At 52.9% G+C, this 24,949-nt stretch carries 22 protein-coding genes, 3 tRNA genes and 3 pseudogenes; 11 read left to right on the top strand and 17 right to left on the bottom strand.

What is annotated here, in order from left to right; all coding sequences use genetic code 11:
- Window positions 1-58: 58 nt before the first annotated feature.
- From QZ516_RS07840 to QZ516_RS07830, 3 genes are all read right to left on the bottom strand, one after another.
- The gene (locus QZ516_RS07840; protein WP_297188186.1) at window positions 59-922 is read right to left on the bottom strand and encodes a rhomboid family intramembrane serine protease; all 864 of its coding nucleotides are present in this window, start codon (window positions 920-922) and stop codon (window positions 59-61) included.
- 5 nt (window positions 923-927) lie between these two features.
- Window positions 928-1,848: an NAD(+) kinase gene (locus QZ516_RS07835; protein WP_297188184.1), complete on the bottom strand. Its 921-nt coding sequence runs from the start codon at window positions 1,846-1,848 to the stop codon at window positions 928-930.
- Window positions 1,849-2,250: 402 nt separating this feature from the next.
- Window positions 2,251-2,982, bottom strand: a complete 732-nt coding sequence (locus QZ516_RS07830) for a helicase associated domain-containing protein (RefSeq protein ID WP_297188182.1) — start codon at window positions 2,980-2,982, stop codon at window positions 2,251-2,253.
- 250 nt (window positions 2,983-3,232) lie between these two features.
- Between QZ516_RS07830 and QZ516_RS07825 the strand changes: the two genes are divergently transcribed.
- Together QZ516_RS07825 and QZ516_RS07820 are read left to right on the top strand one after the other, a co-directional pair.
- Window positions 3,233-3,475 carry a hypothetical protein gene (locus QZ516_RS07825; protein ID WP_297188180.1) on the top strand — a complete coding sequence of 81 codons (243 nt, stop codon included), beginning with the start codon at window positions 3,233-3,235 and terminating at the stop codon, window positions 3,473-3,475.
- 606 nt (window positions 3,476-4,081) lie between these two features.
- On the top strand, window positions 4,082-5,836 hold the full coding sequence (locus tag QZ516_RS07820; RefSeq protein ID WP_297188178.1) for a protein adenylyltransferase SelO family protein: 1,755 nt from the start codon (window positions 4,082-4,084) through the stop codon (window positions 5,834-5,836).
- Between the two features lie 97 nt (window positions 5,837-5,933).
- Here the strand turns inward: QZ516_RS07820 and QZ516_RS07815 are convergent.
- A pseudogene (locus QZ516_RS07815) lies at window positions 5,934-6,038 on the bottom strand (transposase); the annotation flags it as partial.
- An 85-nt stretch (window positions 6,039-6,123) separates the two neighbouring features.
- On the opposite strand from QZ516_RS07815, the pseudogene QZ516_RS07810 reads away from it, so the two are divergent.
- Window positions 6,124-6,553 (top strand): annotated as a pseudogene (locus QZ516_RS07810) (ATP-binding cassette domain-containing protein); the annotation flags it as partial.
- Window positions 6,554-6,731: 178 nt separating this feature from the next.
- Here QZ516_RS07810 and QZ516_RS07805 read toward each other — a convergent pair.
- Window positions 6,732-7,601 (bottom strand): LysR family transcriptional regulator, encoded by an 870-nt coding sequence (locus QZ516_RS07805; protein WP_297188176.1) that lies wholly within the window; start codon window positions 7,599-7,601, stop codon window positions 6,732-6,734.
- Window positions 7,602-7,718: 117 nt separating this feature from the next.
- Between QZ516_RS07805 and QZ516_RS07800 the strand changes: the two genes are divergently transcribed.
- The 6 genes and pseudogenes from QZ516_RS07800 (at window position 7,719) to QZ516_RS12770 (ending at window position 12,742) form a co-directional block, all read left to right on the top strand.
- On the top strand, window positions 7,719-8,489 hold the full coding sequence (locus QZ516_RS07800) for a ferredoxin--NADP reductase (protein WP_297188175.1): 771 nt from the start codon (window positions 7,719-7,721) through the stop codon (window positions 8,487-8,489).
- 466 nt (window positions 8,490-8,955) lie between these two features.
- Window positions 8,956-10,629 (top strand): dihydroxy-acid dehydratase, encoded by a 1,674-nt coding sequence (ilvD, locus tag QZ516_RS07795; RefSeq protein ID WP_297188173.1) that lies wholly within the window; start codon window positions 8,956-8,958, stop codon window positions 10,627-10,629.
- 196 nt (window positions 10,630-10,825) lie between these two features.
- Window positions 10,826-11,050 (top strand): annotated as a pseudogene (locus QZ516_RS07790) (transposase); the annotation flags it as partial.
- Window positions 11,051-11,497: 447 nt separating this feature from the next.
- Window positions 11,498-12,145, top strand: a complete 648-nt coding sequence (locus tag QZ516_RS07785) for a DUF4202 domain-containing protein (protein ID WP_297188171.1) — start codon at window positions 11,498-11,500, stop codon at window positions 12,143-12,145.
- Window positions 12,146-12,154: 9 nt separating this feature from the next.
- Window positions 12,155-12,526, top strand: coding sequence for a hypothetical protein (locus QZ516_RS07780; protein ID WP_297188169.1), 372 nt, complete (start codon window positions 12,155-12,157; stop codon window positions 12,524-12,526).
- Between the two features lie 48 nt (window positions 12,527-12,574).
- Entirely contained in the window at window positions 12,575-12,742 is a 168-nt protein-coding gene (locus tag QZ516_RS12770; RefSeq protein ID WP_365333264.1) for a carbon storage regulator, read from the top strand.
- 423 nt (window positions 12,743-13,165) lie between these two features.
- Here QZ516_RS12770 and QZ516_RS07775 read toward each other — a convergent pair.
- Both QZ516_RS07775 and QZ516_RS07770 read right to left on the bottom strand, forming a co-directional pair.
- A tRNA-Asp gene (locus tag QZ516_RS07775) sits at window positions 13,166-13,242 on the bottom strand.
- Window positions 13,243-13,262: 20 nt separating this feature from the next.
- Window positions 13,263-13,338: transfer RNA gene (locus QZ516_RS07770), tRNA-Val, on the bottom strand.
- A 118-nt stretch (window positions 13,339-13,456) separates the two neighbouring features.
- On the opposite strand from QZ516_RS07770, the gene queD reads away from it, so the two are divergent.
- Together queD and thpR are read left to right on the top strand one after the other, a co-directional pair.
- Window positions 13,457-13,819: a 6-carboxytetrahydropterin synthase QueD gene (gene queD, locus QZ516_RS07765; RefSeq protein WP_297188373.1), complete on the top strand. Its 363-nt coding sequence runs from the start codon at window positions 13,457-13,459 to the stop codon at window positions 13,817-13,819.
- Between the two features lie 12 nt (window positions 13,820-13,831).
- The gene (gene thpR / locus QZ516_RS07760; protein WP_297188168.1) at window positions 13,832-14,350 is read left to right on the top strand and encodes an RNA 2',3'-cyclic phosphodiesterase; all 519 of its coding nucleotides are present in this window, start codon (window positions 13,832-13,834) and stop codon (window positions 14,348-14,350) included.
- Here the strand turns inward: thpR and QZ516_RS07755 are convergent.
- The 10 genes from QZ516_RS07755 to pheT form a co-directional block, all read right to left on the bottom strand.
- A complete protein-coding gene (locus tag QZ516_RS07755) occupies window positions 14,347-15,249 on the bottom strand; it encodes a TIGR01777 family oxidoreductase (RefSeq protein WP_297188167.1) in 903 nt (300 codons plus the stop codon). The genes thpR and QZ516_RS07755 overlap by 4 nt on opposite strands.
- A gap of 78 nt (window positions 15,250-15,327) precedes the next feature.
- On the bottom strand, window positions 15,328-16,680 hold the full coding sequence (locus tag QZ516_RS07750; protein ID WP_297188165.1) for a phosphomannomutase CpsG: 1,353 nt from the start codon (window positions 16,678-16,680) through the stop codon (window positions 15,328-15,330).
- Between the two features lie 59 nt (window positions 16,681-16,739).
- Window positions 16,740-17,672, bottom strand: coding sequence for a UTP--glucose-1-phosphate uridylyltransferase GalU (gene galU / locus QZ516_RS07745; protein WP_297188163.1), 933 nt, complete (start codon window positions 17,670-17,672; stop codon window positions 16,740-16,742).
- A gap of 218 nt (window positions 17,673-17,890) precedes the next feature.
- Window positions 17,891-19,210 (bottom strand): magnesium transporter, encoded by a 1,320-nt coding sequence (mgtE, locus tag QZ516_RS07740; RefSeq protein WP_297188162.1) that lies wholly within the window; start codon window positions 19,208-19,210, stop codon window positions 17,891-17,893.
- A complete protein-coding gene (locus QZ516_RS07735; RefSeq protein ID WP_297188160.1) occupies window positions 19,200-20,054 on the bottom strand; it encodes a hypothetical protein in 855 nt (284 codons plus the stop codon). The genes mgtE and QZ516_RS07735 overlap by 11 nt, the downstream gene beginning before the upstream one ends.
- Entirely contained in the window at window positions 20,041-20,868 is an 828-nt protein-coding gene (locus QZ516_RS07730) for a hypothetical protein (protein WP_297188159.1), read from the bottom strand. Before QZ516_RS07730 ends, QZ516_RS07735 begins: the two co-directional genes overlap by 14 nt.
- A gap of 876 nt (window positions 20,869-21,744) precedes the next feature.
- Window positions 21,745-21,821: transfer RNA gene (locus QZ516_RS07725), tRNA-Pro, on the bottom strand.
- A gap of 51 nt (window positions 21,822-21,872) precedes the next feature.
- Window positions 21,873-22,229 carry a MerR family transcriptional regulator gene (locus QZ516_RS07720; RefSeq protein ID WP_036860584.1) on the bottom strand — a complete coding sequence of 119 codons (357 nt, stop codon included), beginning with the start codon at window positions 22,227-22,229 and terminating at the stop codon, window positions 21,873-21,875.
- Window positions 22,210-22,512, bottom strand: coding sequence for an integration host factor subunit alpha (ihfA, locus tag QZ516_RS07715; protein ID WP_036860585.1), 303 nt, complete (start codon window positions 22,510-22,512; stop codon window positions 22,210-22,212). Before ihfA ends, QZ516_RS07720 begins: the two co-directional genes overlap by 20 nt.
- 7 nt (window positions 22,513-22,519) lie before the next feature.
- Window positions 22,520-24,901 carry a phenylalanine--tRNA ligase subunit beta gene (gene pheT, locus QZ516_RS07710; RefSeq protein WP_297188156.1) on the bottom strand — a complete coding sequence of 794 codons (2,382 nt, stop codon included), beginning with the start codon at window positions 24,899-24,901 and terminating at the stop codon, window positions 22,520-22,522.
- Window positions 24,902-24,949 lie beyond the last annotated feature (48 nt).

Raw genomic sequence — 24,949 nt, 5'->3', positions numbered from 1 at the left:
TAGCAGCTGTCACCCAACCACTACTTCAAGGATTTATATCTGTGGAAAATTATACCAGCTACTGACGCCGTCCGCCGGTATCGATAGACCCGGCCCAGCCGCCCAGCACCATGCCACTAATCAGACCGATCGCATGGGCGGCATTGGCGATATTGACCCCCATCAATAGCTCCATAAAACCACTCATACCGGCCAGTAGCCAGATCAGCATAAAGCCCAGCAAGCCCCCGGGAAGAGAGAGTATTGGCCTGGGAGACACCCGGTTTCTTATCCAGATATAGCCGAGCAGACCATAAACCACACCGGACATACCGCCAAACAGCGCGGGACCGCTCCACAGATATTGCCCCAGGTTAGAGGCAATCGCCATCAACAGAACAATCATCAGCATGTGCAGGCTGCCGGCGAGGGTTTCGATTCGTCGCCCCAATTCCCACAACCAAAGACCGTTGAACGCCAGATGGAAAATGCCAAAGTGCAAGAAAACCGGCGTCACCAGCCGCCAGTATTCACCTCGACCCAGAGCGATCTCCGCATACTCAAAACGGATGTTTTCGCCAATCAGAAGGTAGTCCTGGAAGGTCAGCCAGTGCACCAGAGGAAACGCATAGCTGACCATGGCAGCACCGATGACACTGAACAACAGCAGCGTCAAGACCACCGGGGCTTTTTGTAACTGCTGCTGAAAGCCCAAGGCGGGGGGGGCCGGTGTGGCGGGAGAAGATGTTGACCTCGCCTCCTCCAACAGGCTGATAACCTGTGGCAATTGCTCGGGATATTCTATCCACAGCTGAACCCACTCACCATGGGGTCTGAGCCGATGGGATATACTCAGGCTGTTTAAGCGGGCATAGAGATCGCCCATATCCAGCTGAGAGGGGATGTCTGCCACATGCGTCCAGGTTGAATCCAGTTCACTCATGGCAATTAGTTGACCGGCTTACTGATGCGCTCACTGGTGCGCTCATCAATGCCCAGTCTGCTGCCCCACCCAAGCTTGGTACGACAGGTTTCATAAAAATTGTGGGCCACTGGATGAATCAACTGCACCTGGCGGGTTTTCTTGTGGATCCGGATGATATCACCGGGCTCGGACTGCAAATCGGTCTGGCCGTCACAGGTGACCAGTGGGTGCAGCTCGTTGCGGGACCCCACCCGGATTTCGATTTCACTCTTACCGCCCACGACAATAGGTCGACTGGACAACGTATGGGGATTCATCGGCACCAGAACAATCGCATCCAGGTTGGGGTGCATGATCGGTCCACCCCCCGAGAGCGCATAGGCTGTAGATCCCGTCGGGGTAGAAACAATCAGGCCATCGGAACACTGGCTGTAGACAAACTGCCCATCGATATACAGCTCAAACTCCATCATCCGGACGGATTTCCCCGGGTGGAGCACCACATCATTAAGCGCGGCACCGGTTCCAATAACAGCACCTTTTCTGCTAATGGAAACATCCAGCAGAAAACGGCTGGAAAGAATAAACTCCCCGGCCAGCACCCGTTTCATCTGTGATTCCATTTCATCCGGCAGAATATCGGTAAGAAAACCCAATCGCCCCCGATTGACACCCAGCAACGGTACATCGTATCTCACCAAGCTGCGTACAGCGCTCAGCATACTGCCATCGCCCCCAACCACAATGATCAGATCGACAGGCGTCTCGAGGCTATCACTATCAAATACCGGTAATTGGCTGTCGCCGACCAGTTCCGCCGTTTTCTGCTCAAGCAACACCTGATAGCCGGATTGCGTCAGAAAAGTGATCAGTCGTTTCAGGGAATCGATAATCTCGGGCAACTGGATGTTGGCCACCAGTGCGATGTGTTTGAAGTCAGTCATGGAGTAACCGGAAGAGCCCCTCTAGGAATACCGTTGGATTATATACCCAGAATCCTGTCGGTTTCGCCCAAAAAGGGTGATAAAGATCCGTTGCTGAAATACGACAAAGGCCGCTGATGGGCCAATCCAAACAGTCGAGGGTGGAGCATACTGCGTGGCCCGGCAAGACCCTGTTATGCCAAAGTTCAGACCAGACTGCTTTTTAGCCAAAGCGTCGCGATAAATGAAGGCATCCCTGTCCCAGGACAATAAAAACTACCTGCCTGAAAAAACCAACGATGGTCGACAGTGCAGTAACGTTCGCTGTCCTTTATGGATGCAATCTGGTGACTGAGAACCCCATTGGGTACAGGGTCACAAAGTCTCAGCGCCACCAGACCAGCCATCTCCTACCAGCTCGTATTAAAGCGAGCGGCTTGAGGTTGAAGTGCTACTTATCGAATCCTTGTCGCTCGGTACAAACAGCACATGGGGCAAGTCATCGGCTGTCGCCCAGCAGAAACCCAGCTTGTTCAATTTTGACAGCTTTTGCTGTGTGAGATAATTGTTTGCCAAATCTGAACGCTGCCTGGTTACCCACATACTGAGATCGACGCCCCCTTCAACCAGATAACCCTTCGGCACAAGGCAATCGCCGTGCTCTTTCTGATAGGCCTCAAGCGCGGCGTACATCCGGTCCCATGCGTATTCACGCAAATCCCAGACAAAGCCGAGCTCGGCGAGTCGATGATATTTTTCTCGTGGATAATTGCCATCAAAATAACGTTGATCCCGCGCCCATATGCCAAGGGGATAATCATCCCTGGTCACATAACCATCGGGGACCAGACAATCGCCGTACTCTGCTTTGTAGGCCTGCAATGCAGCAAATCCCTTCTCCCAGGACAGGTCTTGCAGGTCCCAGACAAACTCCAGACTGTTGAGTCGTTCTATCTGACCCGCTGAAAGCTCGCCACTGGATTTATCCCGGCACATCTTCCTCACCCAATACCACAGGGGATATCCCTCCGGGGTCTTGTAGTTATGAGGCACCAGGCAGTGGCCCTTTTCCGCTTTAAAGGCCGTCAGCATTTCAAACCACTGATCCCATGGGGTCGCAGTAGTCTCTTCCATTTTTGTATCAAGGTCTTTCATGAATATACCTTTCCAGATTAACTGGGTTAAATCAAAGGAACGAATTACTTCAAGGTAGAGGAAAAGACGTTGAAAGGAAAGGGATCATTTGCCCATACGGGTTGAAAAGGGGCTGCTGGACCAACCCGATAATTTAACAGCAACAGGATGAAAACCGCGCAGTTCTTGCCGTTACCCTGATTATCATGACCGGACCAGGTATACGGATAAAACACCAGAATCACTGGAAACCGTACTACAGTGCAGTAAAATGGCACAAAATCCGACAAGTGGCTTCCGGTCAACATTCAGGGACTATATCGGTGAGGAAACCGGCTTTCCCCACAAAATCGCGGAGTTTGCCATAGCCCATGTCCTAACAGATGAAGCGGAGAAAGCATACGCGCGAGGCGAGCTGCTGAAGAAGCGCTTCAAAATGATGAATGCCTGGGCGGCGTATGTCGACTCAGCAAGCAGCAACGTCACTCACATAAGGAAAAAGCAAAAAGCCTAAAAAATTTGCCCAGATGGGCAGATAATCAGGGTTGGTGGTAATGGGACTACTGTACGTCGTCAGACCTCATGGAACCATTTGACCCTATTTCCAAGAGACACTCCTCTGCCGGTTGCTTCTCCAGTTTGCCTGCTAACCGTAGGTTATGTATTTTCGGTTTCGTCATAGTCTTAGCCTTAACCAGGGCTCGCTGACCCAAAATCTCGTTACGCTTACTCTCGCATATATCAGTTTAAAAGTAGCAGAAGTCTCTCTTAAAGTTCATCATTCCTGTGAGAGTCTGCCAATTAGTATCCTCTGCTTGACTTCAAAAATGATGTCTTCATACCTAGTTGCTTTGCCGGTTCTACAGCAGGAGGAGACAACAGTCGCACTGAGCATCCGGCTTATTGATGGAAGGTATGAATAATGTGTGAAACGAACTGTCACAATATTATCTTCTATATTGATGCATCTTTAATTATAACAAAGCAGTCAGTCTCGCAAGCGGCCAGCGATGTTATGTAACCCATTGATACAGTAAGATCCAAATCAGAAGAATGGGAGAATGATGCATTATCCGAAATAATGATTGAAGTCGAATCTAGCTGTCCAATGGGAAGCTCAATGAAAAAACAACCGCTTCAAAAAATCCCCTTTATCGTCTCGACCCTAAAAGATCTCGCAAAGTTGACAAATTATTCACTGATGGATTTTCTCACCTGCGATCCTGACGCAAATAAGCATGGAGATGATCATGTCTCACGCCAAGTTTTCAGGGGCCACTATGTCCCTGTCGCCCCTACACCAATCGAAGCCCCTGATTACATCGCCCACAGCCAAAACCTGTTTCACGAATTAGGCTTCGCCGACAGCATGGCGCAGTCGGCAGACTTCATCCGCGTGTTCTCCGGTGACATTTCTTTTGTTCCAGTCCCGATGAGAAAGGTTGGCTGGGCATGTGGTTACGCACTGTCAATTTACGGCACTGAATACACCCAGCAGTGTCCGTTCCAAACTGGTAACGGTTACGGTGACGGTCGCGCGATTTCCATACTTGAAGTCGTTATCAATGGTCAACGCTGGGAGATGCAGCTAAAAGGTGGTGGCCGAACGCCATACTGTCGTGGCGCCGATGGTCGAGCTGTTCTGCGGTCAAGTGTGCGGGAGTTCTTGGCGCAGGAGTACATGCACGCACTCGGGGTGCCAACGTCACGGTCTCTGAGTTTGTACGTTTCGAAAACAGAGAAGGTTAAGCGGCCGTGGTACTCGGAGGGTTCCCGCGCAGCCGATCCGGACATACTTATCTCGGAGCCAGTCGCCGTTTTGACACGGGTTGCACCTTCATTCATCCGGGTAGGCCAACTCGAACTCTTCGGTCGTCGTGCCCGCAAGAAAGAATATCCGCAGGCGATGGAGGAACTTGAAAAAATTGTATTGCACTTGATTGACCGAGAATACGATGACGTTATCGAACCAAATCTAGGCATCGAAAAAAAAGCAGTGGTACTTGCACGTGAGTTTCGCAGCCGACTCATCTCTCTCGTGGCAAACTGGATTCGCGTCGGTTACTGCCAGGGCAACTTCAACAGTGACAACTGCGCAGCCGGTGGCTTCACACTTGACTATGGCCCTTTCGGGTTCTGTGAGGTATTCAACCCATACTTCCAGCCATGGACGGGAGGCGGACGTCATTTCTCTTTCCTGAACCAACATGTTGCAGCAGAACGTAACTTTCAGATGTTTTGTTCCGCTTTACGGCCATTGCTAGCGTCACACCCAGACGCTTTAAAACAGCTCGATGCGCTTCAAATTGAGTTTCCAGCGTTGATGCAAGTGGCAATGGAAAAAATGTGGGCAGCCAAACTGGGCCTTGACGCTTTTAACACAGAATTATTTAACGAACTCATCGTGCTAATGAGGCAAACACCTGTTGATTACACCCTCTTCTTTCGCGAGCTCTCGTGGGTGCCTGATGATATTGGTCCACTTAAAAAAAGCTTTTATACAGACACGAATCCTTCTGGTGAGCCAATACAATCAAGGCCTGAAATAAATAACAAGGAAATTGACGAGCGATGGACAGCGTGGCTCACAAAATGGAAATCGCTAATCAGTGCAGGCAGCCCAGGTCGCTCTAATGAAACAATTTCCAGCCAGATGAAACGCATTAACCCAAAATACAGTTTGCGGGAATGGCTGGTTGTTTTAGCGTATCAGCAAGCGAATACGGGTCACTATGCTCAACTTCGGGAGCTGCAGGAAGTCATGTCACACCCCTACGCGGAGCAATCAAAAGAGGTGGAAGAAAAATATTATCGGCTGAAGCCGTCGGCATTGTTTGGGGTCGGTGGATTGTCACATTACAGCTGCTCGTCGTGACATAAATAACAGAAAAATGATCAAAGGCCACTTGATCTGAACGCCCAAAGACTACGCTGACCAAGATAAAACGGGTTCTTCCCCGATTTTACGGACAATTCAAAGAGCGGCGGGCTTCGGCAACACTGTAACCCTGGTCAAGCAACAGACAGGCAGCTTTCCGTTTGAACTCAGGCGTAAAAGATCGTCGTTTCCTGGCCAGCAGACACCGCTTATGGTGGCGATACTACCCCCTATGTTGGTGTCCAGAATCATTGAACCACTACATTCAGCCGAGTTCGGCGTGCCAACATCACCAGCTTGTTTTACGCCACACTGCGCTGCAGAATGTGTAAGGGGCGACTCGGTTATCACTTATTCTTACGCAGCCTGTTGCCGATGCCCCAATATGAATTGGCACTGGCATTGCATTGCCTGGATCGGGTTGAATTGACTGATAAAGAGTTGGCACGGGTAGATCAATTACCTGGCGGTCAGTAACAACGGGTGGGTATCGCCAGAGCACTGGCTCAACAACCAACCATTATTCTGGCCGATGAACCGGGGGCAAGCCTGAATCCATCCACCTCAGAAAAAGTTCTGTCCCAACTAAAACAAATCTGTGCGAAAGACGGCATTACTGTAGTGGTTTCCTTACATCAACTCGAATACGCCAAACGCTTTGCGGATCGCATCATTGGTCTGGCCAATGCCCGGGTGGTATTTGATGTGGCACCGCAACACTTAGATGACAAGCCGTTGGCGTTGATTTACCAATAATCTGTCAGTCCTGCACTCTAACGCTTTCCAACAGCCAGAGTGGCTAGGGGTGAAAATGCGATTTCTCGGGACCACCGAGCATCAGTCGCGACCGGTTCGGGATGCCGCTCAGTCGCTCTCAGAACCGCATTGGACCTCAGCACAATTCAATCCACTGATGAATAGCTCGGCTCCTGAATTTTCGTTTATGCAGCGCCAGGTAAAACTGTCGGTCCATAGGGCGTTCGGGTACAGGCAGTGGCACAAGGGTGCCACGGTCAAAGGCGTCTTGTAGGCAGAGCCGCGACAGGCAGCCCAGCCCCATGCCAGACTCTACAGCTCTTTTAATGGCCTCCGTGTGCTGTAGCTCCAGCGGTGGCTTGAACTGTGGCAACAGGCCGTGCATGGCGCGATCGAACGCCTGACGGGTGCCGGAGCCGCTTTCGCGCAATATCCAGTCTGCCCTTACCAGATCGTCATCCCTCAGCCAGGGCTTGCCTGCCCAGGGGTGATCCGGGGCGCAGATGATCACCAGCTCGTCTTTCTGCCAGGGCTGAAGAGAGAGGTCCGGGTGATTCAGTTCGCCTTCGATCATGCCAATGTCGAGCTCAAAATTGGCAACCTTTTCGACGATGGTAGCGGTGTTGGCCACTTCCAGGACCACTTCCGCCTCCGGGTGCTCACCGCGGTACTGAGTTAGTATGCCCACGGCCAAGTAGTTGCCAATGGTCAATGTGGCGCCTACCTTCAATGCCCCAAGGTCAGATTCCTGCTTAAGATCCTGATTCAGTTCCCGGGCTTGGTCGCGCAGGGCCTCGGCCCGAGGTCGGATGGCGCGGCCCAGGTCGTTCAGTACGAGGCGTTTGCCCAGGCGGTCAAACAACATGATGTCGTACTGCCGCTCCAGCTCTTTTAACGCGCTACTGGCTGCAGACTGGGAAATGCTCAGATAGTCAGCTGCCCGACTGATGTTGCCGGTCCGGGCTGTTTCCAGAAAGACGTCCAATTGCCGCAGAGTAAAACGCATATAGATAAATTCGATTGCAATTATTCATATAAACCATTTTTCTTATAATAAAGTTCTGTCTATGCTCTTGGCAAATCATTCGACAAGGCTCTGGTTGTCCCAGAGAAGGCGGCATAAATGGCAGTTTTAGAAAAAGAGACGGTTCTGGACGTTCACCACTGGAACGAGTCGCTGTTCAGCTTCAAAACCACTCGTGATCTGGGTTTCCGCTTCAAGAATGGTCATTTCACCATGCTCGGTCTTGAGGTGGACGGCAAACCACTGCTCCGCGCCTACAGTATTGCCAGCGCCAATCACGAGGAAGAGCTGGAATTTTTCAGCATCAAGGTGCCCGATGGTCCGCTGACCTCTCGGTTACAGCTGATCAAACCCGGTGATGAAATTCTGATCAGCCGCAAGCCCACCGGCACCCTGATCACCGACCACCTGCTGCCGGGCAAGAATCTTTATCTGCTGGCCACCGGTACCGGCCTCGCACCGTTCATGAGCATTATCAAAGATCCGGAAGCGTACGAGATGTACGACAAGATCATTCTGATCCACGGCGTACGGCACCTGAACGAACTGGCGTATCAGGAAGAGATTACTCAGAACCTGCCAAACAACGAGTTTTTAGGCGACTGGGTGCAGGAGAAGCTGGTCTATTACCCAACGGTCACGCGCGAAGCGTTCCGCAACCAGGGCCGAATTACCGACCTGATGTTGTCCGGCAAACTGTTCGCTGACCTGGGCATGCCGCAACCAAACCTGGACGACGACCGCTTCATGCTGTGCGGCAGCCCGGCCATGCTGAAAGACACCTCCAAGATTCTGGATGACTGGGGCTTCAAGGAAACCCGGCATGGGGATTATGGGCATTATGTTATTGAGCGGGCGTTCGTAGGGTAAAAGAAGTTGTTGGTTGTTGAAGTCGAAAGTTAAAAGGAGTGCGGGGAATATAAACCCGTTTTTTCTTCGATGCTTTCATTTTACCCGAAATTCCTAAACACTTTTACCGCTTAATCTCCAAGTTTCCAGCCTTTTCACAACCGTCCGTGGAAACGGGGTAGAACTCCAGGAATTGCTCTGGAACTGGGGCAGGATGCGGTAAATATTCTAAGCCTACCGTTAGCCCGAATCTTCAAGAAAATAGATAACGATACGGTGCCAGAGCTTTATGATAGGCGAAACAAGGATGTCGATAGTTATATTTCCGCGTATCAAAGGCACAATGCGACGCTGGAACAGCTTATGTCAATTGACAGGCGATCGAGTATGGAATAGCTGGACAAGGACTGGATGGCAAAAGATCCAGAGACTTAACAAAGCTTATCCAATACACACTGGCAAACAACCTACACAAACAGACAAACAAATGACTGACAAACGCAAGCACTCCTTCAAAGTGGTCGACGGTATTGAAAAAGCACCCGCCAGAGCCATGCTTCGGGCAGTGGGTTTCAACGATGATGATTTTAAAAAACCCCAGATCGGCATCGCATCGACGTGGAGTATGGTCACGCCCTGCAATATGCATATCAAAGAACTGGCGGATGAAGCCTGCCATGGCGCTGACAAGGCCGGCGGCAAAGGCGTTATCTTTAACACCATCACCATATCCGATGGTATCTCAAACGGCACCGAGGGCATGAAATATTCTTTGGTGTCACGAGAAGTGATTGCCGATTCTATCGAGACGGTAGCCGGCTGCGAAGGCTTCGATGGGCTTGTGGCCATTGGCGGTTGCGATAAAAATATGCCCGGCTGCCTTATCGGGCTGGCCCGTCTCAACCGTCCATCGGTCTTTGTTTACGGTGGCACCATAAAACCAGGCAAACACCATACTGATATTATCTCGGTATTCGAAGCCGTCGGTCAGCATGCCCGCGGTGACCTTTCAACGATTGAAGTCAAACAGATCGAGGAGACCGCCATACCCGGTCCGGGATCCTGCGGTGGCATGTATACGGCGAACACCATGGCTGCCGCGATTGAGGCACTGGGCATGAGCCTGCCGGACAGCTCGTCACAGGAAGCGGTGTCGTCTTCCAAATCGGAAGATAGCCGTCGTGCCGGAGCCGCGGTTCTATCGTTACTAGAGCGTGACATCAAACCCACCGACATCATGACTCACAAGGCATTTGAAAATGCCATTACCGTCATCATTGCACTGGGTGGTTCCACCAATGCCGTGTTGCACTTGTTGGCCATGGCGCACGCCGTTGATGTGGAACTGACTCTGAATGACTTTGTTCGGATCGGCAAAAAGGTTCCCGTGCTCGCTGACTTGCGCCCCAGCGGTAAATACATGATGTCTGAATTGATCGCCATTGGTGGTATTCAACCCTTGATGAAAATGCTGCTGGATAAAGGCCTGCTCCATGGCGACTGCCTGACCGTCACCGGTAAAACCCTGGGAGAAAACTTAGCGGATATTAAGCCATACCCGGTAGAACAGGACATTGTTCACGGCTTTGACAATGCCATTAAAGACAGCAGTCACCTGGTGGTGCTCAGGGGTAATCTGGCACCAGACGGTGCCGTGGCAAAAATCACCGGAAAAGAAGGCCTGACATTTACCGGAACAGCACGAGTGTTCAACTCCGAGGAAGAAGCCTTGGAGGCCATACTGGGCGGCATCGTGATAAAAGGTGATGTGATCGTAATCCGTTATGAAGGGCCGCGAGGCGGACCGGGCATGCGGGAAATGCTCAGCCCTACCTCCGCAGTCATGGGCAAAGGCCTGGGCAACGATGTGGCGCTGATAACCGACGGTCGCTTCTCCGGTGGCAGTCACGGTTTTGTGGTGGGCCACATAACACCGGAAGCGATGGACGGCGGGCCGATTGCCATTATCGAAAATGGCGACGAGATTACCATTGATGCGGATAATGCTCGGGTCAGCCTCAATATATCCGAATCGGACATTCAGGGACGCTTGACACAGTGGCAAGCACCACCGCCACGCTACACCCGGGGCGTACTGGCCAAATTTGCTAAAACCGTATCATCGGCTTCAGAAGGCGCCGTCACCGACAAAGATCTGTGATATAAACCGGCCAGTTCTAGTCGCTTGCAGTTATGCCGTGAATGCGAGTAAACCTTGTCCGTTTCGCTCCCGCAACAAACGGTAGCGGTTAAACAATAAAGCCTCTAAAGCAACACACCACACCCAAAACAGAACGGGTTCTACACCAATTTACGGACACTTCAAAGAAGCCCGATAATGGGCAAAAGGAGTGTTTCTGTCGAAGGGAAGAAAACACAGCCCCGGGTTCAAGCGAGGAGCAATTGGGCAAATCCGTCAGCTGGGTGTTAGTTGTACTCAGGTTGCCCGAGAGTTGGGTATTGCGTCCAATTTGCTGATGCGCTGGAAGCGCGGATCAGAAGTCGAAGGTCGCGAGGCTTTTGATGGTGCCGGCAAATCCACAGATGAGGAAGTGGCGCGTCTCAAGCGTAAGCTGGCACGTGGTGACAGTACGGCCAAGGCCCATTGCACCACTTCCACGATTTATGGCGGAATCAGCCTTGAGCACTACCGTGTCGGACTGTGCCATCCTGGAACTACAGGGGCATGACGCCCATGCCGATCGGGTTGGTGCAGTCAGAGCCGACTAAATTAAAGCCCAGCTGATCCACGTTACCTTGAAGACCGGTTACTTTCAGTTAGTCAGTAAATATACCGCTGCAGGGTAGACACATCGTGCATAAGCTGGACAGTGGGCTCGATAGATAATAGCGACGACTTAACAGCAAAACAGCCACGCTGATTCGCCGCCGGTTGAACAAGAGCCTGAGCGTGTTAAAGATAAGTCCATCACAATGAAACGCTAGTGGGATATGGGCCTTGCTACTATGAAGCGCCACGGCAACGTCAATCGGCCACCTGCACGGCTTTTGTCCGGCATAATCAGACTATGAAGAAACCTGACACCAATATCATTGATTACCCGGTAACGCCGGCTGCTGACTCCAGTCTGGCGCGGCTGCTGGCAGCGATCGACCATGCCAACAGCGCCGACCCGCGCCGGGAAACACTAGACGGCGAATCGTTGCCGAAAGAGCTGGCCTACAGTATTCGCATGAGTCAATGGCTGTTTCGCCTGGAGGAACAGCCTTCGGAATTGGCACAGATCGCCTGCCGGGCACAGCATATCGAACGCTGGACCATCCCGCGTGATGAGTACCCTGAAGGTCGATCCGGCTATTACCGCTGGCGCCAAGCCTGCGGGCGATTTCACGGCGAGCGCACCGCCGAACTGATGACAGAAAACGGCTATAATGAACAGGATTGCGCGGCCATAAAATCTATTCTCAGCAAGAAGCAAATCAAGCAAGACGCTGTTACACAGCTTATGGAGAACGCAGCCTGCCTAGTGTTCCTGCAGCGTTACCTGGAGCCGTTTTATCAGGAACACACAGATTACGACCTGGAGAAATGGATGCGCATCATCACCCGCACCTGGGATAAAATGTCAGAGAGTGGACATAAACAGGCGCTGGCCATGCTGGATGAACTACCCAAGCATCTGCAGGTGCTTCTCAAGAAAGCTTTAATAAATTAAAAACTCCTTATGCTACTTTCTAACTCTGATATTATTCAAAACCGGCGGCTGATCGAATTGGAAAGCGGCGAAGCCGCCGAGGCGCTGGAGCTCAGGGATGGACTAACCTTGATTCTAAAGCCGGATGCCATTGCCCTTTACCGTTCACTGGATTCCTTCTTTGACCCGTTAGGTAGCGGCTGTATGGCCTATGTCGAGTTACCGACAGAACAACAGCTTGCCTGGTCAAACAATCAAATCATGCAGGAACATGAGGCGGGTTATGTCGGCCTGTCAGAAGGCAAGGTATTATTGATCACCCCCAATCATATCCGGGTATATCAGAGCAAACATAATGCCCTGCATCATATCGACCCGATCGGCGAGCTGATGTTGGATTAAATACCGGGGGCAGGTCAATAGCTTTAGCTAATACAAGGAGGTATTTACATGCTAAAGATCAAAAGAAGGTCAGGCGAGACTTTGATTCCTAACACTGCTGACGGCCTAGTGCGAATTGAGTTTGGACTGGATGGTCGGCAGTTCAATTTGGCGATTGACGCCCCGGCGGAGGTTGAGGTACTCAGGAGTTGGCTTGTAGAAAAAGAGGCTGACTGAAACTCTCCGCCATTTCTGATGACTAGTTAGAAGCCGCAACAACATGCTTTTCACGAAGCACTCAAAAGACTCCGGATCACTCACCATGACCACGTTTTTGTGCTGGTTGGAATATGACCACTGACTGCCAGGAGTTAGGTTTTAAAAGGGAACAAAAAAGGGCCAACATTGCTGCAAGCCCTTTTAAGTCGTGGTGGGTAAATGGGGGGGAGCCTATCTATCTCTCTGAAAACCTCATAAACCCTATAATAATGGCGGACCAGACCGGACTGACTCGCGCCCAGGGGCGCTCGGGGTAAACCCCGCCGTCGTTCCTCCGGCGCCCTGATTGGCTGCGCCAATCGGTCGAACCGCTTCGCGGGTTCTCGTCCCTGAAATCTCTTCCCATAAAAAAACCACCCGGGTGGGTGGCTTTTTAAAATATGGCGGACCGGACGGGACTCGAACCCGCGACCTCCGGCGTGACAGGCCGGCATTCTAACCAGCTGAACTACCGGTCCGCAAAATGCTACTTTTACACTGGTGGGTGGTACAGGGGTCGAACCTGTGACCTACGGCTTGTAAGGCCGTCGCTCTACCAACTGAGCTAACCACCCTCCTCAGAGAGAGGCGCATTCTACCGAAATATCGGTCGGTGTCAAACATTTCAGTCACTGGTTTGTGTACAAGGGAAGATCTGCAAATTACCATAGGCCAACTTTTTAAATGACCGGCATACCCATGGAAATTTTCAAGGAATTTACCTTTGAGGCGGCACACCTTCTACCCAATGTGGCAGAGGGACATAAATGTGGTCGGCTGCACGGGCACTCTTACCATATCAGACTTTATCTTGACGGCACCGTCGGCGACAAAACCGGTTGGGTAATGGATTTTGGCGATCTGAAAGATTACTTCAAACCGGTCTATGACCAACTCGATCATCATTATCTCAACGAAATCGACGGACTGGAAAACCCTACCAGTGAAAATATCGCACGGTGGATCTGGGCACGGTTAAAACCCACCCTCCCCCTGCTGAGCAAAATCGAGGTTCGTGAAACCTGCACCTCCGGCTGCATTTACTGCGGCGACTGAGTTGGTAATCCTGTGCGACTGTTTATCGCCCTGACACTGACTAAAACAGTGAATCAACTCCTGGATGACATTTGCCAGCAACGGTTGAGCGATGCCAATTCTAACCGGGTACCCGCACAACGCCGCCATCTAACGTTGAGGTTTCTCGGGGAGCAAACAGTCGAGCAGACCGCCGTTGCCGTACAGATCGTCCAAGCCCTCCGCGTTAAAAAATTTGAATTATCACTGAAAGCTATCGAGCGGTTTCCCGCTAGAGAAAGTCGGACTATTGCCGCCATTCCCGAATATTCGACATCATTAATGGCACTGTATCAGCAGCTTTCCACGTCACTGGCTGCCGGCGGCTTTGAATCGGTTCAACGGGGATTCAGGCCGCACATTACGCTGGGGAAAGTCGCCCGAACATCAGTTACAAAAATCGACCTGGAAATCGACATTTGTTTACCCGTTAGGCAGATAGTCCTGTTTCAGAGTCAACTGACAGCCAGCGGACCTTTGTACAGCCCCCTGTCGACAGCTAACCTGTGCTAGACAATATCCCCAAGCGCTTTATCCAGTTCGGCAAAACGGAAGGAATAGCCGCACTCGAGCAGTTTTCGTGGACACGCCCGCTGCCCCGTCAGCAATAACTCCTTGGCCATTTCACCAAACAGCAGTATTGCCACGGGCCCCGGCATGGGGAAGATGGTTGGACGGTGCAGCGCCGAACCGAGCGCCGCAGTAAATTGACGATTCGTCACCGGATTCGGGGCCGTGGCGTTGACCGCTCCCTGCATGGTGGATTGTTCCAGGCAATGAAAAATGATCGCCACTTCATCGGCTATATGAATCCAGGGCATCCACTGTTTTCCAGAACCCAGGCGGCCGCCCAGCCCCATGCGGAAAGGCAACAGCATTCGGCTCAGTGCGCCACCGCCTGCCCCCAGGACAATGCCGGTCCGCAGATAGCATATCCGGGTTCCCAGCGCAGCAAACTGTGAGGCGCTCTGTTCCCATTCCAGACAAAGACGGCTGGCAAAACAATCGTGCTGAGCGCCATCCTCCCCCAGCGGCTCGTCCTGGTGAGGGCCGTAATAGCCTACGGCGGAACCACTGACCAATACCGAAGGTGGTGCAGATGCTTTCTTAAAATGCTCAAATAACCGGTTGGTAGTGCCAACCCTGCTGTCCATGAAGGCCTGTTTGCGCCGGTCATTCCAGCGACCGGCAACCAGCGGTTCACCGGCCAGATTGACGATATAGTCGATGGGTTGTTCCGGAGACAGAACGTCAAGGTTCTCAACAAACTCGACGCCGGGGAGTTTTTTCTGTGCCTGTTGCGCATCCCGGCTTAGACCGATTACCCGAGCACCCCTGGAGAGGGCCTCACGGCAGAACCGGCTGCCGATAAACCCGGTGGCACCAGTCACCAATACTGTTTTATCCTGCATGACACGCTCCCGGAAGTGCTTGGTTAGTTTACTGGTTCCGAACAGGCCAATCGCACCCAGTGAGCCATACCACTTACCTCAATCGGCACCCATCAGGCTGAGCAGCTCAAGGGTTTTCTGTTCCATCAAGGCCCGGTCATTGGCTTCCACATTGAGCCTGACAACTGGCTCGGTATTACTGCTGCGCAGATTAAACCGCCAGTCAGTATAGGCCACACTCAGTCCGTCCACCCGCTCAATGCTCACTGCGCCATTGGCGTAGTGTTCTTCAAGTAGTGTCATCACCCGTTGGGGGTCATCAATACGGCGGTTCAGTTCACCGGAACAGGGATAGTCTTCCACCATCGACTGGATCATGTCTGACAGTGGCTGACCGGTCACACTCAGCAGCTCGGCCACTAAAAGCCAGGGAACCATACCGCTGTCGCAATAAAAGAAATCCCGAAAATAATGATGGGCACTCATCTCACCGCCATAGACAGCATCCTGCTCACGCATGACCTGTTTGATAAAGGCGTGACCGCATTTACTTTGCACCGCCTCACCACCAAATTCCCGGCAGACCGCTTGGGTGTTCCAGATCAGACGAGGGTCGTGGACAATCTTTTCACCCGGATGCTTGCGCAGAAACGCTTTTGCCAGCAACCCGACAATATAGTAACCCTCAATAAATTCGCCCTGTTCATCGAACAGAAAACAACGGTCAAAATCACCATCCCAGGCCAGACCAAAGTCAGCACCGGAGGACTTCACCAGATCACTGGTGTGATGGCGGCTCTCAGGCAACAGTGGGTTTGGAATACCGTTGGGGAACTCCCCGTCCGGATCATGATTCACCTTGATCAGCTCAAAGGGTAAAAAGCTTTCCAGCGCATCGAGCACAGGACCGGCAGCACCATTGCCGGCATTGACGACGATTTTCAACGGCCGAAGTTTGCTTCGCTCCACATACGAGAGCAGATGTTCAATATAAGCATCGGAACAACTGATACGACGATAAGTCCCACGTTGACTGAGCTCTACCGGGGGAAAATCTGTTTCTTCGGCTAATGCCTGGATCGCCTTCAGGCCGGTGTCGGCACTGATTGGCCTGGAGTCCTCCCGCACCATTTTCATGCCGTTATAATCAATGGGATTGTGACTGGCCGTCACCATGATGCCACCGGACAGGTTAAGGTGCGCCGTCGCAAAATAGATTTCCTCGGTGCCGCACAGCCCAATATCCAGCACATCGACGCCTTCATCGCGCAACCCCGAGGCCAGCGCACTTTTCAACGTCGGGCTGGAGGTGCGAATATCCCCGCCAACCACCACAGTTTCAGGTTTCAACCAGCGGGCATAGGCCCGGCCAATACGGTATGCAATCTCTACGGACAGCTCGGAACCGAGCCTGCCCCGAATGTCATATGCCTTAAAGCAGGTAATTTTCATAGTACTCACATCACAGGGACACCCACCCAAAACCGGTATGGGTCATCACAAAGGGCAGGTTATCGGCGCGGTTTTTCGAATGTGGCTGCAGCGTCAACATGGCGATTGTTTTTGAGGTAGTCTTTCACCCCTTCACCAATTTCATCGTGCTGCAGGGCATAGGCAATATTGGCCTGTAGGTAGCCGAGTTTACTGCCGCAATCATGGCTGCAACCTACGATCCGGTAGGCCTCGACCACCTCCTGCTTGAGCAGTTCTTCCAGGGCATCGGTTAACTGGACCTCACCACCCACCCCGAGTGGCGTTTTTTCCAGCAGATCCCAAATGGTCGGTGACACCACGTAACGTCCCACAACAGCCATGTTGGACGGAGCATTCTCCGGTTTCGGCTTTTCGACCATGCTGTGGATTCTCGCCACACCGCCGGCCATCAGCTCAACGCCCTGACAATCGACAACGCCGTATTTGTTAACCTCTTCCCAGGGAACCGCCTCCACCATAATCTGGCTGTGACCCGTGGCGGTAAAGTTTTTCACCATGGACGATAAATTGTCTTTTTTCGAGTCTGCCCGATACTTGTCCACCAAAACATCCGGCAACAGAATGGCAAAAGGCTGATCACCTACCACCGGCCTCGCACAGCTGATTGCATGCCCAAGACCCTTTGCATAGGGCTGTCTGACCGAAATGATGGTCACCTCCTGGGGCACGATCGAGCGGACATCGTCAAGTAGCTGACGCTTGACCCGCTTTTCCAGCTGCGCCTCCAGTTCAAAACTGGTGTCGAAGTGGTTCTCAATGGAATTCTTACTGGCGTGGGTGACCAGCACGATTTCGGTAATGCCCGCCGCAATAGCTTCATTAACGACGTACTGGATAAGCGGCTTGTCCACCACCGGCAACATTTCTTTTGGAATAGCCTTGGTGGCCGGCAACATACGAGTGCCCAGCCCGGCGACAGGAATAACAGCTTTGCGTACAGTTAGGGTCATATCGGGAGAAATCCATTTTTGGGTAATTAAAGGTGCTGCACCATCGCAGACACCGTATTGATGAGTCGAGCACCGGCAGTTGGCAGCACCCATCGGCGGCTATTATGCCGCAGTAGGCCACTCTTTGCAGGCGCCAGGGCCGCAAAAGCCAACCTGATTATCAGCGACGACTGACCTCGGCAGAAGCTTACTACCCTCCCGCTTTACCGGATAAGTTTCTACAGCAGCCCCGACAGCAGTGCCGCGATCCCCAGAAAGGCAAAAAAGCCGATGATATCGGTGACCGTGGTAAGAATAATGGAAGATGCCTGCGCCGGGTCCTGACCCAGCCGCACCAGCACAATCGGTACCACCGCACCGGCAAACCCCGCCGCAATCATCGCCAGCACCATCGCCGAACAGATCACCAGCACCAGCCCTATTGACTGGCTCCAGACGAACACGCCGATGCCGCAGGTGACCGCAATACCAATACCATTTATCAGGCCCACCCGCACTTCCTTGAACATCACCCTGAACCAGTGGCGGACCGTGATCTCACGCAATGCCAGACCTCGCATGGTAACCGCCAGGGCCTGGGCCCCGGCATTGCCCGATTGACCGGCGACCACCGGCAGCAGCACGGCCAGAGCCGTAAAACTGGCAATCGTACTTTCGAATATTCCCACCACGGAAGCGGCCAAAAAAGCCGTGAGCAGATTGACCTGTAACCAGGGCATGCGCTTTTTCACGGCAAACAGTGGTTTCGACAGGGCACGTTCTTCACGGCTGGCACCCACCATGGCCAACACATCGGATGACATATCCTCCTGGGAAACCTGAACCAGACTGCTGTGATGGATGATGCCCAACAAACGCTGATCAATCTCAACCACCGGCAAATCGAGCAGTTGATGTTTTTCGAACAACTCGGAGATTTCTTCTTTTCCCGCGGTACCGGCAACCACCGCCGTAACCGGCTTGGCAATTTCCCCCAGAGACGTGCCGGGATCGGCAATGGCGATGTCCTGCAAGTGAACCTTGGCGCTCAGGCGACCCTCGGTATCAACCAGAAAGACACTGCGCGCCGTCTTCAGTTGGCGCTTGCGGAGAATCTCCAGCGTCTCGGAAATAGTCATGCTGTCCCGAAATACCAGAGCACGGGTATCCATCAATCGCCCGGCACTGCTCTCCGGGTAGCTCATCAGTTCCGCCAACTCCCTGCGGATCGATGCATCCAGGTTCTTCAGCAGGGCATCCCGCGATTCGTCATCCAGCTGACCGATCATCCGCACTGAATCCAGAGGTGGCAGTTCGCTGAGCAGTTGACGACTGTGCTCTTCTGGCAAACAAACCAGAATCTCAGCGGCGACATTGGGCGTCAAATACCGCCACAGAAATAAAAGCACATGTACGGGCTGCAGGCTCAGCACTGCGGCCACATCCCGGGGAGCCAGAGCCTCAATTTTCAGGGCTGCATCCCTGGGGTAATCCAGCAGAAATTTGCGGGTCAGCGCCATATCAACCGTACGGGGATCCGGGGAGGCATTAGTCGTCATGGTATGACCCTCCTGTGTCAGACAACCAGGACGCGTGACTGTCCGGTGCCATTTGCACCATCCCGGTCGCAGTGACAATCATGGCACGGGCAAGATGGGACAACAGTGAATCGCCCAGTGAGGCATCCGCCGAGGGAGCCTTTTTCAGTGCCGTGCGCAATACCGAACGCGTCACTGTTCCGAGGTAAACACCACTCGAATTGCGGACCGGCAGCAACGGGTAACAATGCCAATCAGACAGATTGACAGCCATCTGGATGCTCATCTCTGCGGCCAGCGGTTGCTGCGCCGCATCCATCAATTGACCCAATATTTTCTCATCGGGGCTGGCCAGCAACTTATCCAGGCCCACCATGCCAATCACCTGATGCGACTGATTGATAATCACCAAGCTGGTACCAAATGAATCCGCAGACTTTTTCAGTAACGCCAAACACTCAGCGGCCGTGAGCTCGGGGAAAAAGCCCGGCGTGGACATATCCATCCAGGCACCGACCGTATTTTCCTGATAAATCAGCGACATACTCAAAGACCGGGCAAGCTTGGCGGGCAGCACCGCCAGCAGCTCGGTGCGCCGTTCGCGCTGCTGCAATCGCAATAACGCAGCGACTGTCTGGTATGGGAGCTGGGCAAAAATAGCAGCGTTCTGCTCCAGCGATAACTGGTCCAGAATACGCGATGCCGGCCACACCTGCATTTCCTGCAGCACCGGGGCAACAATCCGGACCGGCACTTCCTGCAGGTACATTGCCGCCTCTTGATCCTCCAGCGACTGCAACACCTGGGCTGCGGCCTCGGGCTTACTGATAAGAAAATCCAGACTCAGGGGATTAGAGTTTGTCATCCATCGACTCCCGGGTAATCACACTGAAAGACTGCTGCATACAGAGCCGGGCCGGAATCAGTTTTCGGCCATCAGCTGTTTCCACCACCATTCCGGTGGCAGTGAACTCCAATACCCTGCCCCGCTCATTGCCGGTCTCGACAATCTGCCCGGGGCGGACAAATTCCTTGAGATGACGCGTTGCAATGAGGTTTTCCACCAGCGGTCTGGCACCGAGGCCAAAGGCCAGGGAAAACCCTGTCAAAACGGCCGCAAAACCAATGCCAAACAGAATGACCAGGAAACTGACATCGACGCCCACCTGGCCAAGACCCATGACCACGCCGACAATAAAAAAGGAGATCTGTGCAATCTGGCCGAGCAGCACTGCCTGGGCAATATCCGCTGAGGCCGCCGCGTGGGTGATCAGATGGCGCACTACACTGCCGAGAATATAGCCGCTGATAATAATCAGGCCACCCGCCATCAGGGAGGGCAGATACACCATTAAACGGTCGAGCCAGACAGTCGCCCCGGCAACACCCACCACCCGAATTGCGACAATGGCAAATATCAGAATAGTGGCCCAGTACACCACAAAACCAATCAACCTTTCCGTGGCAGCCGGTATCCGCACAAAGTGAAGGTTTAAGTTTTGTAACTGGCGATCCAGCAGATGATTGAGGGTGCGGATAAAGCGGGTAACCAGCAGATGTAAAAACCGGGCCAGCAGCCAACCGGCCAGCAATAACAGTAATCCACCCACCAGATTGGGAATATGAACGATCACCGAAGTTAAAACATCCAGAATTTGTTGCTGGATTGATTCGAGCATGGAAAGCCCCTTTGTCAGATTCAATCTGCCTGTTGAAACCAATCTGCCTGTGTCAAAACTGACCCGACACCCACCAACCCGGAACCACCGTCAACAGGCACCTTAAACCTGATATGAGACTAGCACTGTTTATATGACCAATGGAAATACCCTAGCAAGCCGAAGATATCACAAGAGATATGACCATTGACTGCTTCTGTGATGAATTTACCCCCCGCTGGAGCTGGAAAATAGCCTGTCGGTATTGCCACCTATCCTGTTTTTCGAAATAGCTTAAGGAGGTTGTGGACGCCGCAGATAGCGGAAACAGAGAGGGCTATAACAAGTTAATGCTTAGGCGATATGCCCCGGGGGAACGTGGCCTTTGCCGCCTATGATGATCAAGAAAACCGAACAGAACTGCTATGGCGAAGCCAGTAAGACGCTCCAGAAGAAAGTTGTACCTGGTTCGACTTATCACACGTTATGGAGCGCGACTACCAAAATCTTGCGCTTTTGATTGCTAGTGACAGTGATATGGCTTTGAACCTGCATGGCAACATAGCCCTGGAGGACTATCTTTGCGGCAACCCCCACTGTGAGCTAGAACCGCTGACGAAAAAACTACAATTGAAATGAGTAGGAAAAACTTTTTCATGGACGTTCTCCGATATAGCTATTAGCGAATAACTAAACGTCCATATTTAGTGACACTACAATAATACCATTAATACCATTCGTCGGTGCTTTTGGCTCCCATTCAAAAAAGATAAAGAAGTCCGGCTAATATCCGCCCTGCCTGATCACCTAATCACAAAAGTCCCGCTTGCTGGATGGCACGAACGGGCACAAAAAAGCCGCTCAAGCTAGGCTGTAAGCGGCTAATTCATTCAATTTTGGTCGGGACGACAGGATTTGAACCTGTGACCACTACACCCCCAGTGTAGTGCGCTACCAGACTGCGCTACGCCCCGAATAGGAAGGCGCACATAATACCGGATGCACCCCACAATTCAAGAATAAAATCAGCCCTTCAGTACCTGCAACAGGTCTTCCAGCTCGCCGACTGTCTGGTCGATCAGCTGCCTGACCTGCGTGGCCTCTTCCTTGGCATCCTCACCGGTCATGCGCTGACGGGCACCGCCAATGGTAAAACCCTGCTCATAGAGCAATGAACGAATCTGCCGGATCAGGATGACATCCTGGCGCTGGTAGTAGCGGCGATTACCACGGCGTTTTACCGGGCTGAGGGTGGGAAACTCCTGCTCCCAGTAGCGAAGCACATGGGGTTTGACATCGCAGAGCTCACTGACTTCACCGATGGTGAAGTAACGCTTGCCGGGAATGGCCGGCAACTGATCGTTATTGCTCGGTTCCAGCATAGCTTTCTACTCTCGCTTTAAGTTTTTGTCCGGGTTTGAACGTCACTACTCGTCTGGCAGAAATGGGGATCTCTTCACCGGTTTTTGGATTGCGACCGGGGCGGGTTTTTTTGTCGCGCAGTTCAAAGTTACCAAAACCTGATAGTTTGACCTGTTCATTTTTCTCAAGGGCCGTGCGGATCTCTTCAAAAAACGATTCGACGATTTCCTTGGCCTCGCGTTTATTCAAACCCAGGTCTTCGAAAAGCATTTCTGCAAGGTCGGCTTTGGTAAGTGCTGACATAACTCGCTTAACCCCTGAGACTCGCTGAATGTTGTTCTTTTATGGTGCTGACCACCCGGTCGACAGCCGCTGTGATTTCTTCTTCGGTAAGAGTGCGCGAACTCTCTCTAAAGGTCAAGCCAACCGCGATACTTTTTCTATTGATTTCAACACCTTTCCCTTGGTAGACGTCAAATATCTTTAAGTCGACGAGGTAACGGCCCGCCGCCTCTCGAATGGTTTCACAGAGCGTACTGGCGGAAAGGTCCCGATCCACAATCACCGCCAGGTCACGGCGAACTTCCGGGAACCGGCTGACACCCCGAAAAGCGGGTAGCTCACCTTCGACCACAGCACCGAGGGCAAGCTCAAAAACGTACACCGGCTGGGATATATCCAGCAGCTTCTGAACACGCGGGTGCAGCAAACCGATATAACCCACTGGCTCACCGTTTCGCTCAATGGCGGCACATTGTCCGGGGTGCAGCGCGGGATGTGCAGCAGGTACAAAGCGATACTGATCAAACACATGGTTCTGCTTGAGGAGCGCTTCCACATCGGACTTGATATCAAAAAAATCCACCAGATCACGCGGGTTTGACCAACGTTCAGGCAAACGAGTGCCGGTGACGGCACCGGCAATCATGGATTCCTGCTTCACGCCACCCGCCTCGGGCATGAAGCTCAACCCGGACTCAAAAATCCTGACACGGGATTGCTGGCGATTGAGGTTGCGGCGTATCGCCGGCAGCAGGCCGGACCAGAGGGTGGTTCTCATCACCGACATATCACTGGCGATGGGGTTGGCCAGTGCGACACCCTCTATCTCTGGCAGCAGGTGTTTCTGGACATCGGGATCGACAAAACAGTAGGTAATGGCTTCGCGGTAGCCCCGGGCAACCAACTGCTGGCGCAACAAAGGCAAACCGGTGCGGGTTTCGCGACAAACCTCAATCGGCAGACTGGCGCTGATCGTGGCGGTCGGCAAGCGGTTGTAACCGTAGATGCGGGCCACTTCCTCAATCAGGTCCACTTCAATCGCAATATCGAAGCGCCAACTGGGAACCCTGCAGCGCCAGCCGTCTTCATCCTCGGCAAGAATTTCCAGACCGAGACGCTGTAACATGCCGCTAACCAGCTCGGCATCCAGCGACAGACTCAACTGCTGTTGCAGTTTGCGCCGGGTCAGCCTCACCTCTGCAGATCGTGGCAAATGTGCTGCCGACTCGGCTACAGTTATCGGCCCGGCCTGCCCCCCGACGATGTCCAGCAACAGCGCGGTGGCCCGTTCGATGGCGAGAGACTGCAACTGCCAGTCAACACCGCGCTCGAAGCGGTGGGATGAATCCGTATGGAGTCCGTAATTGCGTGGACGACCGGCAATCGACAGCGGATCAAAATAGGCGCTTTCAAGGAAAATATCCCGGGTATCTGCCGTGACGGCAGACAGTTTGCCGCCCATGATTCCGGCGATAGCCAGCGGTTTCTGGTGATCGGCAATGACCAGTGTGTCGTCGTTCAATGTGGTCTTGGAGCCGTCCAGCAATTCGAGTGACTCACCCTGCTCCGCCATGCGCACCCGAATGCCACCATCCAGCGTGGCGAGATCAAAGGCGTGCATCGGCTGACCCAGCTCGAGCATCACATAGTTGGTCACATCGACCACCGGATCGATACTGCGAATACCGCTACGGCGCAGTTTTTCCTGCAACCACAGGGGAGATGGCGCAGCCAGATTGACATCGCGAATCACCCGACCCGCATAACGGGGGCAGGCAGCGGGGGCGTCCAGCGCAGTGAGCAAATGGTCATCGACCGTGGCTGAGACAGGATCAAGGGAAGGCCCGGCCACCGCGACCGTATTTAATACGCCCACCTCGCGGGCCAGACCCCGAATACTCAGACAATCGCCGCGATTGGGGGTCAAGTCGACCTCAATCAATTGGTCGTTGAGACTCAGATAGTCGCGCAGATCCGCACCCGTTGGTGCATCGGAGGGCAGCTCCCACAGGCCGGAGCCATCACCGCCCAAACCAATTTCATCCTGACCGCAGAGCATGCCGAAGGACTCCACGTCCCTCAGCCTGGCTTTGCGGATTTTCATATCGCCGGGCAACGTGGCGCCCACCGTTGCAAAGGGCACTTTCAGTCCCTGGCGGGCATTGGGTGCGCCACAAACCACCTGGGCCGTTTCACCGGCAGCGCCGGTCACCTGACAGACTCGCAATTTATCGGCATTGGGATGTGGGTCCACGGCGCTAATTTCACCAACCACCACGCCATCAAACGCCGGGGCCACGGCCTCAACCGCGTCTACCTCGAGACCCGCCATGGTTAGCTGAGCAACCAGCTCTGCCGTGTCAATACTTGGACTAACCCACTCACGCAACCAGGATTCACTGAATTTCATTGCTCACCAAATCAAATTATTTACTTTAGATAAATAATGTATCTATTT

Origin of the sequence: uncultured Porticoccus sp., from assembly GCF_913061305.1 — a bacterium.
GTDB lineage: Bacteria > Pseudomonadota > Gammaproteobacteria > Pseudomonadales > Porticoccaceae > Porticoccus.
Note: the sequence above shows the minus strand (reverse complement) of the source record. Positions and strands in the feature narration are given on the sequence as shown.